This window comes from Bacteroidota bacterium, assembly GCA_034723125.1.
GTDB lineage: Bacteria > Bacteroidota > Bacteroidia > CAILMK01 > JAAYUY01 > JAYEOP01.
In genome coordinates, this window is record JAYEOP010000229.1 from 1 (window position 1) to 13,332 (window position 13,332).

The following is a 13,332-nucleotide window of genomic DNA, read 5'->3' on the forward strand; positions in this document are numbered from 1 at the left end:
GAGTGGACTCAATAATAAAAAAATAAATATCCGGTATTATTGAAATTAATTAAAACTTCATTATTCAAAATTCCTTGTTTCGCAACCGCTAAAGCTACAGCGAACGTGGTCAATATTCATTATTAAAAGGGGGTTCTATAAATACATTCGCCTGCCTATGTCGGCAGACAAGCATTAAGATTTCCAGAGTTTTTTATAGACAATGAAAAAAATTGAAACAAATCGGGATAATGTAAAAAGTTTTAAAGAAGTATATGATTCCGAAATTTCGGAATGAAAACCCTTTAGCGAATAGTGTTAATAAATAAATAATCAAAAACAAATTTAGAATAATACTTTTGTTTCCAAATAAAAAATATTTATTCATGAGTATTAGCGACAATTTCATTCCTATAAATGTTGAAAAAGAACTGAGTATAATCGGTTCAAACGATGATTCATGGTTAGGCAATATCGACATCTATGATAAAAGATTTCCTGACCTTAAAAATCGCAAAATTGCCATAATAGGAATTTCTGATGAAGAGTCAAACACAGCAAACAACAACATACGTAACTTCCTTTATTCATATACAAAAAAAGAATACGGAAAAGAAGTAGCGGATTTAGGTAATTTTATTTTTGACAAAAAAGAAAAAAGAATATATCAAAAACTTGCCTACACCTTAAGCGAAATAATTGAACAAGACGTTGTTCCCGTTTTACTCGGCTTTTCACAAGAAATATCCTTTTCACAATATTTAGCATTTGAATATTTAAAAAAAATAATAAATGTTACCTGCATAGATTCCTTAATTGATTTCAAAATTGACGATAAAAAAGAATTTGACAATCAATCATACCTTTATAAAATACTACTAAAAGACCCTTCATATTTGTTTAACATAAGCTATCTGGCATTCCAAACACAGCTTACGGATTCGGAAGTAATAAAACTTATGGAAGAGCATCATTTTGATTTACACCGTCTTGGAACGATTAGAGATAATATTAACGATATTGAACCTATTATTCGCACAGCAGATCTTTTAAGCTTTGATATTTCGGCAATTCGGCAAAGTGATGCCCCCGGAAATAATCATCCTTCACCCAATGGACTTTTTGCTGAAGAAGCTTGCAAAATATTAAGATATGCAGGTTTAAGTGATAATATTAGTTCAATTGGTATTTTTGAGTACAACCCTGAATTCGATAATAATAATCAAACATCAAGATTAATTGCCCAGATGATTTGGTATTTTGTAGATGGTTATTTACAGCGCGATAATGAAATCAATGTTAAAAACAATGAAAACTTTATTAAATACATAACTTCCGATAACAATAATTCATATCAAATTATTTTTTATAAAAGCAAAAAAACAAACAGGTGGTGGATGGAAATACCCGGTGACAAAGCAAAGAACTATGAAGACAAACAAATAATTCCCTGTTCTTACAAAGATTACATTGAAGCAACACAAGGTGAAATTCCTGAACGATGGTTAAAAGCATTACAAAAAATGGATTAGGAAACAGTATGCAAAAGAATATTGACAAATAAACAAGCACATTCTACGTTTAATAAATGAATTAAAATCAATTTTTGTTATTAAGTCAAGAAACCTTATCTTTGCAAAATTGTAAAAAAGTATTTTTTTTGTCATTAACTAAGAATCAGATTATTCAGAACTAAGATACATGAAGAAAAAAACAACATACAGAATTTTTGTTTTTTTATTAGCCCTTATCTTTTCTTCGTTTTTATCTTTTTCACAAAAAGAGGGTAATATTTGGTATTTCGGCAAATATGCAGGTGTTAATTTCAATGGCTACAACCCTACTGCAATTACAAACAGTGCAATGTTTCAATACGAAGGCTGTGCAACTATTTCCGATAGCAATGGTAATCTTTTATTCTATACAAATGGAATGACTGTTTGGAATAAAAGTCATCAAACGATGGAAAACGGTACAGGATTAAAAGGAGGATATCCCTCAACTCAATCTTCAATAATTGTTCCCAGACCAAAAAGCAATAAAATATATTTTATTTTTACTATTGACGATGTAGCAGGACCCAATGGTTTGCAATACTCAACTGTAAACATGAGTCTTGCTGGTGGAAAAGGTAAAGTAATCTCAAAAAACAATCTTCTTATTACTCCAACAACAGAGAAAGTTACAGCAGTAAGATGTAGCAATGGTACTGATACATGGGTAATTACTCACGGATGGGATACTAATGCATTCTTTACTTATATGGTTGACAGCACAGGTATAAATTCAACTCCTATTGTCAGTAATGTAGGTTATAAACATGGAGGGTCGCTTTCAAAAGCAAGTGGTTATCTCAAAGCTTCACCTGACGGTTCTAAAATAGCAATTGCCCAACAAAGCTATAACGGTCTAGTTCAAATCCTTGATTTTAACGACTCTACAGGATATTTATCAAACCCTATTACAATTTCGTCAATACACGACCCTTATGGTTTGGAATTTTCCCCTGACGGTTCAAAACTTTATATCAGTTCTCAAAGTACCGGAGAAATATATCAATTCAATTTACAAGCAGGAAGCACAAATGACATTTTAAGCTCCGAATATCAGGTTGGAATTTCTGCAAGTCAAGTTGGTGCTTTACAAATTGCAATTGACGGAAAAATTTATATTGCAAGAACAAGCGGTTATTTAGGAATAATAAAAAACCCTAACGCTTTTGGTTCGGGTTGCAATTTTCAAGATAACGGTTTATATCTTGGAGGTAAAGAAAGTAAATACGGTTTACCAACTTTTAATCAAAGTTATTTTTATAATCCTGACTTTTATTACGAAAATTTTTGTTTTGGAGATTCCACAAAATTTTACATCTATAACACAAGCTTTGTTGATTCGGTAAGATGGTACTTTGGTGATTTTAACTCAGGAAGTAAAAATACTTCTACGGATATTCATCCAAGCCACCTATATACAGCCCCGGGTAGTTACTCTCTTGGTTTATTTATTCATCATCAAGGAACTACTGACACAATAACATGGACATTACCAATTTATCCAAAACCTGAAATTGATTTCACTATAAACGATAGTGCTCAATGCTTAAAAGGAAATACTTTTGTATTTACAAATTTAACATCAATATCAAAAGGCTCAATTAATTATTTATGGAATTTTGGCGATACAGCTTCATCCGAACAAAAGTCTCCAATTTATTCTTACGGAAGTTCGGACACTTTTAAAACAACATTATATGCTGTCTCAAACCATGGATGTAAAGATACTTTTTCAAAATATAACATTGTGTTTCCTTCACCTGATGCAGATTTTTCAATGAATGACAGTGCCCAATGTTTTGACAAAAACGAATATAAATTTATAAACCTTTCTTCTATTGATTATGGTAGCCTTATTTATTATTGGACATTTGGAGATGGAAAGGTTGCTATTAAAAATAATCCTACACATACATATACAAGTGCCGATACTTTTCTTGTAAATTTAATAGCAACATCAAATCAAGGATGTAAAGATACAGCTACAGAAATTGCTTACGTGCATGTTCATCCTACACCAACCGCCATATTTTCAATAAATGATTCATCTCAATGTTTTAAAGGTAACCATTTCATTTTTACAAACAATTCACATTTTAATGATGGTGCCGTTTCTTATGAATGGTATTTTGATGATGGAGATACCTCTCACAGCGAAAATGTTACTCATTCTTATGATACAAACAGCACTTTTATGGTTACACTTTTTGCTATTTCTGAATTTAACTGCAAAGATGAAATGACAAAAAATGCTCATGTACATCCTATGCCAAATGCAAAATTTATATTAAATGACAGCTCTCAATGCTTAAATAAAAATCAAGCTGAGATCACCAATAACAGTACTATCAACAGTGGCAATATGAACTATTTTTGGGACTTTGGTGACGGCTTAACTTCGAATACAAAAAACCCTGTTCATCAATATTTGACTGATGATAGTTTTAATATCAAACTTGCAGTATTTTCCGATTTCGGTTGCTCCGATTCTACTTCCAAAAAAATATTTGTTCAACCAATGCCAAGTATTGATTTTACAATTAACGATAATACTCAATGCTTCTCTGATAATAATTTTATTTTTACAAATAGCTCAACTATAAAATATGGAAGTATAACCACTTACGAATGGCAAACTGATGATGGCAATTCATTCTCTTCAAAAAACCTAACACATAGTTACACAACTCATAACGAATATGATGTTCAATTGCTTTGCATTTCTGATAAAGGCTGTAAAGATTCTATTCAAAGAAAAGCCTTTGTTTTTCCAATGCCCAAAACTAATTTTATAATTGATGACTCTGTGCAATGCTTCGGAAATAATAAATTTGCATTTGAAGATAAATCCACAATTGTTGAAGGAATTATAGAATCCTATTATTGGCAACCCGGTGACGGCTCAGTCTATCTTACTCGAAAATTTAATCACTCCTTCTCCAATCCAAATACTTACCTCGCAAAATTATATTCATCTTCTGATCAAGGATGTGTCGATTCTGCTACTAAAATGATAATTGTTAATCCTAATCCCGAAACGAAATTCTCAATTAATGATAAGGAGCAATGCCTTAACAATAATCTTTTTGTTTACAAAAATAATTCTACAATACAATCAGGGTCAATCAATTCAAATTTATGGGATGTTGGTGACGGAACAAACTATAATTTAATTAGCCTAAGCCATACTTATTCCGCTTATGATACTTTTGAAATAATACTAAAAACAATTTCGGATAAAGGATGTACTGATTCACTTAACAAAACTGTTTATGTACATGCAATGCCTAAAGCAAAATTTGATGTAAACAAGAGCAAACAATGTCTTGACAATAATAATTTTGATTTTGTAAATACATCCACAATTGTTAATGGTTCACTTACAGGTTATTTCTGGACATTTGGAGACGGAGGTTCATCTTATGCAAATTCACCTGATTTTTCATACACTGATGATGGCACTTATAATGTGGAATTAAAAGTTACTTCAAATCACGGATGTACTGATTCTACAACAACAAAAATGACAGTTTTTCCAATGCCTCAACCTGATTTTGACAATAGTATGCCCTGCTTGAATGTTCCAACAAATTTTTCTGATAAATCAACTATTACATCTCCCGGAAATATAACTCAATGGCAATGGCATTTTGGAAACGGAGCTTCATCAACCAACTCTTCCCCATCTTGCACTTATGACCAAGCCGGAATTTATGTAGTTAATTTCATTGCAACATCTGACAAAGGCTGTAATAGTTCAACATCAAAAACCCTAAAGGTTAATAATCATGTTTCACAAAATTATTTAATAAGAACCACAGTTGAAAACAACGACCATATTTTAATTGAATGGACTGCCTCTCCTTCAGGTTCTCCCGCAAAATACATTCTTGAAAGATCGGATGGAAATGGATTTAACGAAATTGCAAAATTATCTCCCACTACTCTTTCTTATAAAGATTACAACGCTAATATTTCATCTAATTCATATTCCTACAGAATAAAAGTAGTTGATAGTTGTAATTATCAAAGCAATTATTCAAACATTGGAAAATCCATTTTACTTACAATTGATGCCAACAAAAACCCTCTTGTATTAAACTGGACAAAATATGAAGAATGGAAGTATCCTGTTGAAAATTACAAAATCCAATTACAAAATACAGAAACATACTTCTTTGAAGAAATCACAACCTTATCAAGCGATTCATCAAGTTTTACCGATGCAAATAATAGTCAATTATTAGATGAATATTGCTACAAAATAACTGCTTACGAATCGGACACAAATACTATAAGTAATTCAAATGTTGCCTGTGAATCTATTCCCTTACTTGTATGGATTCCCAATACCTTTACACCAAATAATGATGGTATTAATGACACATACAAAATTATTGGGAAATATATTGTTGACTTTCAAATAGGAATTTTTAATCGCTGGGGTGAAGAAGTTTTTAAAAGTAATGATATTAATAATTGCTGGGATGGTACTTTTAGAAATAAATTATGTGAAACCGACACTTATTTTTTCCGTCTTGTTGTAAAAGGAACAAAAGAGCAAAAGAGAATTGAAAACGGAACTTTGTTGTTGCTTAGGTGATAACAAGTATTAAAAAATATATAATAAAAATATTTTTAAAGAATATCTTTTGTAATTTTGAAGTGCTTTTTAAATTTATTCGTTTTTGTTAAATCAATTGATGATGTTCAACGTAAAACAATTTTTTGAAAATATTGATTTTTCGTTTGATAAAGATTTTTGTCAAAATAATGTGATAATTTTTGAAAATGCTGAATTGACAAAAAAACTGAAAAATAATATTTTTGTTTATGACAATAAAAATATTGAGCAAACTCAAAGCTCTTTTTATATAATTGCAACTAATCTGACAGAAAAAGAACTACTTGACACAAGAAAATATATTTGGAATGAAGATAAATATGATTTATTCTTTTATCCTGAAAATGCTACAACAATCTCATTATTTTATGCAAAAAAAAGCCCAGATGAAAACGCTTTAAAAATAGACACTTTCAAAGGTCAAAATGAAGATAACAAGAATTTAGAAAAAATAAAAAAATGGAATTTCGAGTCAGGAGCCTTTTGGCTTTCTTACGCTAACTTTATTGATAAAATAAAAAAAAGTGAAAGAATTGATGAGAAGTTAATAAAGCAACTCAAAATCCTAAAATCAAAATTATTAAAAAAATTAGGCAAGGATAAGATTGAAACGATACAATCGTTAATTGACAGAACATTATTTATCAAATTTCTTGAAGACAATCACATCATTAATTCTTTTTTCTATCAGCATTTTTTCAATGACCAAAATCTTAATTATAAAGAATTATTACACAAAAAAGATGCTGAAAGTATTAATTTGCTTTTTGAAAAAATAAACGAAATTTTTAGTAATGTTCTTTTTATTACACCGACAATCAAAGATGAATTTATTATAAAATCATCAGATTTAATATACAGAGCAATAAAACAAGAAGATTTAAAAACGGGACAACTGTCTTTGTTTGATTTTCGTTTTGATATTATTCCAATAGAATTTATCAGTCATATTTACGAAGTATTTCTTGAAGACGACCAACTTGACCAAGGCATTTATTATACACCGCCTAAATTAGCCCAACTAATAATTGATGACACAATTTCCAAAACAGGCAAAATACTTGACCCTGCCTGTGGTTCGGGAATGTTCTTAATTTTAGGATTTAGAAAACTCTTAGAAAACAATCCTACACCTCCAAAAGCAAATGTGTCTCAAGAAATTACTCATAAAATAGATTTACTTCAAAAATATATTTTTGGTATCGAAAAAGAGAATACAGCATGGAGATTAACCATTTTTTCTCTTTATCTTGAAATATTAAAAGGCTTACCGAGTGATGAGATAAAAGAGTATATCAAAAAACGTATAGAACAAAATACAGATATTAAGATTTTTCCGGATTTTTCCGATAATATAAAAGAGGGTAATTCACTTGGAGTTTTAGAAGCAGAATTGCACTTTCCAAATCAAACTTTTAATTATATAGTAGGAAATCCTCCATTTTTACAGATTTCACAAAAAGCAACTGAGATTGATTTTATAAATAATTACAAAACAAAAATAAACGGAAAGGAAATAAAAGCAAATAATATTATTGGGAAAAATCAAATTTCTCAGGCATTTATTCTGAAAATAAAAGATTGGGCAAATGAAAATACAAAATTTGGTTTTGTTTTAAACAGTTCAAACTTTTATAATGAAAAATCAACAAACTTTCAAAAGTTTTTCTTTGAGAATTACCGAATAGAAAACTTTTATGAACTTTCAAGAGTAAAAAATATATTATTTAAGAAAGCAAAAGAAAGCGTAATTGTAGTTATTTTTAACAATAATAAAATTGACAAAAATACATTAAAATATTATCCTGTTAATTTAGAGCTATTTTCAGAAACCTTTAAAACACTGGTTATTCAAGAAGACAATAAAATAGATTTAAAACAAAAAGATATTTTAGAACAAAATATTATTCTTCGAGATTATCTTATTGGAAATAAATTTGATTTAAAGCTGTATAATAAAATAAGGGAAAATAACAAAATAGAACATTTTCTATTTCATATTAAAAATACAAAGGACAAAATTTATAATGGAATTCAGATTGTAGGTGAAGAACAACTAATTAAAGAATTTAAGATTCCCGAAAATAAGTGGAAAACGTTAAAAAAGAAAGAACGAAAAGAATATTCAGATGAATTTAAGAAAAAATATACAAGAGCAAAAAAGGAAAATAATTTTACTACTCCGCTTATAATACCTAAAAATTTGTTAAGTTTTCAGCTTAATAAACCAGAAATATTTTTAGGTGATATTTCTAATTTTCATAGAAAAAGAAATTCAAAAATTTATGAAGGAAAAAAAATTTTAATTAATAGAGTTGGAAGTAATTTAAACGCGTTTTATAGTAAAGGAAAAATTTACTATAATTTTGACATATATTCTATCTTTTTAAGTGATAGCAAGCTTTATAATCTTTTTACAGCTATCTTAAATTCAACTACTATAAATTATCTCACTAACTTAATTTATAGAAAAAGAAGTGATGGTTCTTATCCCAAAATTGGCTATGAAGCAATAAAAAACATTCCAATTCCCAAAGAATTAGATAAAGATTTAGTCTCAGAAATATCAAAAATAAGTAAACAACTCACAGATAGAAAACTTAAATACGAAGACGAAATAAAAGACAAATTAAATGAACTCATATATGATTTGTATGATTTAAGTTTTACCGAACGACAAAGAATTAAAGATTTCTTTTCAGAGAAAAAACTCGTTTCACCAGAGGACTTTGAAGAATACAAACAAACACTAAAAAATGTTTTTGAATTATATTTTGAAAATAATCCAACAATAACTCATTATCAAGATAAAAGCTTTGGATTTGACTTGTCGGTTGTTGCAATTCATTTTAATCAAACAGAAAACAAGCAACCAACTGCAAAAAAAACTTTAAAATTTATTATCAGTGAAGAGATATTGAAAAATACGAAAGAGAACTTTCTTGTTCTTAGAGAAAAAATAATTGGAGATAACTGTATCTACATAACAAAAAGCAATAAATTCCAAAACTGGACAAAATCCAAAGCTTTTGAAGATGGAAAAGATATTCTAAAATTGATAAAACAATGAAAGAATATTTCAAAATACCAAAAACAAAAGCAATGTCTAATCTAAGAGACCAATTGCGAAAACTTGATGATGAGATTTGGAAGAATTATATATTTTCTCATTTGTTTCAATATTACAATTCCGTTGATAATAAAACGATACAGACTATAATACAAAAAGAAACAGATAAAAAAAAAGCCAATATTGAAACAGAAATTAAAAAGCATATTCGGAATTGGCTCACACGACAAAGTGAAAGTTTTGACGAACAAGAATTTATTGTCAATCTTGAACCAAGTTCTGAATGCAACAAAGATGGATTTATTGATTTAAAATTTGAACATAGCAGTTGGAGAAATAAATACTTTTCATTTGAAGCTAAAAATCTTGGAGAAATTAAAAATCGTGGACAATCAACATTAATAAATGAGTATGTTTATGTAAAAACAAAAGACAGAGAAGATGGCGGAATGTATCGCTATATGACAAACAAATATGCTTGCGAATTAAATTTTGGTGGAATGCTTGGTTTTGTAGTAGGCAAAAATCAGGATTTGATTAACAAACTAACAGATAAAATTCAATCTGTTTACCAAAAGACAAATAGAGGCACATTAATAGGAAATAAAATTATTTATAATTCAATAACCGACAACAAAAATACTTTTGACACCATTCATTTGAGAAAAAATTCTATTACAAAACAGGAAGAAAAATTTTGTTTGCATCATATCATAATGGATTTTGCAAATTGTGATGAATAATACTCTTATTATAATATTTGATGTTATTTTTAGTAAATCATAATCAGTACTATAAAAATAATTTCTATTTTTAACTTTTTAAAAAAATAACTTTAATTTGATAAAAGGCTATTAATATGATAAATGAAAAACTTATTAAACCTAAAAGCATAGTTGTAGTTGGAGGTTCTGATAATACTCAAAGTCCGGGAGGTAAAGTTCTTAAAAACCTGATAGAACATAAATTTAATGGACAATTACTTGTTGTAAATCCTAAAAAAGATGAGATTCAAGGAATAAAAACATTTAATGACCCGAGAAAACTCCCCAATGTTGATTTGGCAATTATTGCAATAGCTGCAAAATTTTGTAAAGAAACAATTGAAATTTTAGCAAATCAAAAAAATACACAAGCATTTATAATTTTATCAGCAGGCTTTAGCGAGGAAAACGAAGAAGGTGCAAAACTGGAAAAAGAAATTGTTGAAATAGTAGATAAGGTTAATGGGAGCTTAATTGGTCCTAATTGCATAGGCATTTTCAACCAGTTTCACAGCTCGGTTTTTACCACGCCTATTCCTAAAATTGACCCAAATGGTGTTGATTTTATTTCAGGTTCAGGTGCTACTGCTGTTTTTATTATAGAAGCTGCAATGCCAAAAGGGCTTACTTTCTCAAGTGTTTATTCTGTAGGCAATTCTGCACAACTTGGAGTTGAAGAAATCCTAAAGCAGATGGATGAAGAATTTAATTCTGAAACCAGTTCAAAGGTAAAATTATTGTACATCGAAAGCATTGACAAACCACAAATGCTTTTAAAACATGCATCTTCATTAATCAAAAAAGGATGTAAAATAGCCGCTATAAAAGCTGGAGGTTCGGAAGCAGGAAGTAGAGCGGCATCTTCACACACAGGAGCTTTGGCAAGTTCCGATACTGCTGTTAATTCACTTTTTAGAAAAGCAGGAATAATTAGATGTTACGGAAGAGAAGAACTCACAACTGTTGCATCAATTTTTATGCATAAAGAACTGCAAGGAAAAAATATTGCAATCATCACTCATGCGGGTGGTCCGGCTGTAATGCTTACCGATTCACTATCAAACGGTGGATTAAATATTCCTCATATTGAAGGCAAAAAAGCAGATGAACTACTTGAAAAACTTTATCCCGGTTCTTCTGTTGCCAATCCTATTGATTTTCTTGCAACAGGAAATGCAGAACAATTAGGACACATAATTGATGCTTGCGATAATGATTTTGACAATATTGATGCTATGGTTGTAATATTCGGAAGCCCCGGATTATTTCCTGTTTATGATGTATATGACCTTCTTGATGAAAAAATGAAAAGCAGTAAAAAGCCAATTTTTCCGGTATTGCCATCAATAATAAATGTAAAAGATGAAATAAATCATTTTCTTTCAAAAGGAAGAATAACTTTTCCTGATGAAGTTAATTTCGGAAATGCATTATGCAAAATAATAAATACTCCCAAAACTCACGAACTAACACAGCTTACAAAAATTGACAAACAAAAGATACGTTCAATTATTGACAATGCCAACAACGGCTACCTCTCCCCTGTTGAAGTTCAAGAACTTCTTGATGCATCAGGAATTCCAAGAGCAGGTGAAGCTGTAGCAAAAACAAAAGAAGAAGCTATTTTAAAAGCTATAAAACTTGGATTTCCAATAGTAATGAAAGTTATTGGTCCTGTTCATAAATCTGATGTAGGAGGAGTTGTGCTTAATATTGATAGCAAAGAAAAAGTTGCAGAAGAATTTAAAAGAATGATAAAAATAAAAGATACCACCTCTGTTTTGATGCAACCTATGTTAAGCGGAACAGAACTTTTTGTTGGTGCTAAAATGGAAGAAAAATTCGGGCATCTTATTTTTTGCGGTCTTGGAGGAATTTTTATTGAAGTTCTTAAAGACGTTAATGCAGGATTATCTCCACTTTCAGAAAAAGAAGTTAATTGGATGATTAAAAATCTTAAAGGATACGGAATAATTGAAGGTGCAAGAGGTCAGGAAGGAATAAATCAACAAATTTTTAATGAAATAATTGTTAGGGTTTCAGCATTGGTACAAACAGCACCTGAAATATTTGAAATGGATATTAATCCTTTACTTGGTAAAAAGGATAAAGTTGTAGCCGTTGATGCAAGAATTCGAATTGAAAAATAAAAACTAATGAAAAAAGCTGATTTTATTTGCATTGCAAGCGTTATACTTTTTTTCTCACCATTTATTATTTCAGATTCCATCTTTGATTTTTATTGGAATTTTAATAAAGAGCATGCATACTTAATGACATTTATTAAATTTTCTATCCTTGCTCCTTTTGGAGAAATGCTCGGTTTAAGAATTAAAACAGGGAAATATTATACTAAAGGTTTTGGATTATTGCCACGAGCATTTGTTTGGGGTTTACTTGGAATAACTATAAAAATGGCTTTCGATATTTTTGCAAATGGAGTACCTTCCATGCTTATTTCAATGGGATTAAATATCCCCGAGAATATTCTTTTACAAGAACTTTCTTGGGTAAAAGTATTTACAGCCCTTTCTATTGGTATTACACTAAATATTTTTTATGCACCTTTTTTAATGGTTACTCACAAAATTACAGATGAGCATATTCAGCAAACAAAAGGTAGTATTAAAGGATTTTTTTCTCCTTTGAAATTTGGTGAAAAAATGATAAATTTAAACTGGGATGTACAATGGAATTTTGTTTTCAAAAAAACAATTCCTTTTTTTTGGATTCCTGCACAATCAATTAATTTTCTTTTTCCCGATGACTTAAGAATTCTAATTGCAGCATTTTACAGTATAATTCTTGGGGTACTACTTGCAATTGCAAGTTTGAAAAGTAACGATAGGTAAAACAAAAAAAATCAATAAACAAAACTCAATAAGCAAACATAGAATTAAAGCCCTGCATTCGCAATATTTTTTTTAAATTGAATATAAAAATATATTATTTTAATGAAAATCTGTATATTTGCACCTCTTAATAAATGGTGGTTATAGCTCAGTTGGTTAGAGCACCGGATTGTGGTTCCGGGGGTCGTGAGTTCAAATCTCATTAGCCACCCTTCCTCTTCAAAAAACTTCTTCCCTCTCAAAAATTAGAGAGAGAATAAGTGATATTAATTGAGAAAAATAAAGAAGTCCACAGTCAAAAACAGTCCTCAGTCCACAGTCAAATTCCGAATAAACAAAAAGAAGTACTTAGAGTGCCTAAAGTACTTAGAGTTATGTGTTACGAAAAAACAAAAAGAAGTACTTAAAGTGCCTAGAGTGCCTAAAGTACTTAAAGTTATGTGTTACGAAAAAACAAATAAACAAATCATCAAATAAACAAATAAACAAT

The 13,332-nt window shown here is 29.6% G+C and carries 6 protein-coding genes and 1 tRNA gene; all 7 read left to right on the plus strand.

From position 1 onward, the window contains the following. The first annotated feature begins 365 nt into the window (after window positions 1-365). Window positions 366-1,511 carry a formimidoylglutamase gene (locus tag U9R42_06460; GenBank protein ID MEA3495662.1) on the plus strand — a complete coding sequence of 382 codons (1,146 nt, stop codon included), beginning with the start codon at window positions 366-368 and terminating at the stop codon, window positions 1,509-1,511. Window positions 1,512-1,680: 169 nt separating this feature from the next. Further along, window positions 1,681-6,135: a PKD domain-containing protein gene (locus tag U9R42_06465; protein ID MEA3495663.1), complete on the plus strand. Its 4,455-nt coding sequence runs from the start codon at window positions 1,681-1,683 to the stop codon at window positions 6,133-6,135. A 100-nt stretch (window positions 6,136-6,235) separates the two neighbouring features. Beyond that, complete coding sequence (locus U9R42_06470; GenBank protein MEA3495664.1) at window positions 6,236-9,226, plus strand: DNA methyltransferase; 2,991 nt, start codon at window positions 6,236-6,238, stop codon at window positions 9,224-9,226. Then, entirely contained in the window at window positions 9,223-9,969 is a 747-nt protein-coding gene (locus U9R42_06475; protein MEA3495665.1) for a hypothetical protein, read from the plus strand. Before U9R42_06470 ends, U9R42_06475 begins: the two co-directional genes overlap by 4 nt. Window positions 9,970-10,085: 116 nt before the next feature. Continuing rightward, window positions 10,086-12,140 (plus strand): acetate--CoA ligase family protein, encoded by a 2,055-nt coding sequence (locus tag U9R42_06480; GenBank protein ID MEA3495666.1) that lies wholly within the window; start codon window positions 10,086-10,088, stop codon window positions 12,138-12,140. Between the two features lie 6 nt (window positions 12,141-12,146). After that, a complete protein-coding gene (locus tag U9R42_06485; GenBank protein ID MEA3495667.1) occupies window positions 12,147-12,842 on the plus strand; it encodes a hypothetical protein in 696 nt (231 codons plus the stop codon). Between the two features lie 137 nt (window positions 12,843-12,979). Next, window positions 12,980-13,053: transfer RNA gene (locus U9R42_06490), tRNA-His, on the plus strand. Window positions 13,054-13,332: the final 279 nt, after the last annotated feature.

Bases quoted from the DNA above. Each gene is read 5' to 3' on its own strand.
- U9R42_06485 (MEA3495667.1), top strand. From the start codon at position 12,147: ATGAAAAAAGCTGATTTTATTTGCATTGCAAGCGTTATACTTTTTTTC.
- U9R42_06480 (MEA3495666.1), top strand. From the start codon at position 10,086: ATGATAAATGAAAAACTTATTAAACCTAAAAGCATAGTTGTAGTTGGA.
- U9R42_06475 (MEA3495665.1), top strand. From the start codon at position 9,223: ATGAAAGAATATTTCAAAATACCAAAAACAAAAGCAATGTCTAATCTA.
- U9R42_06460 (MEA3495662.1), top strand. From the start codon at position 366: ATGAGTATTAGCGACAATTTCATTCCTATAAATGTTGAAAAAGAACTG.
- U9R42_06465 (MEA3495663.1), top strand. From the start codon at position 1,681: ATGAAGAAAAAAACAACATACAGAATTTTTGTTTTTTTATTAGCCCTT.
- U9R42_06470 (MEA3495664.1), top strand. From the start codon at position 6,236: ATGATGTTCAACGTAAAACAATTTTTTGAAAATATTGATTTTTCGTTT.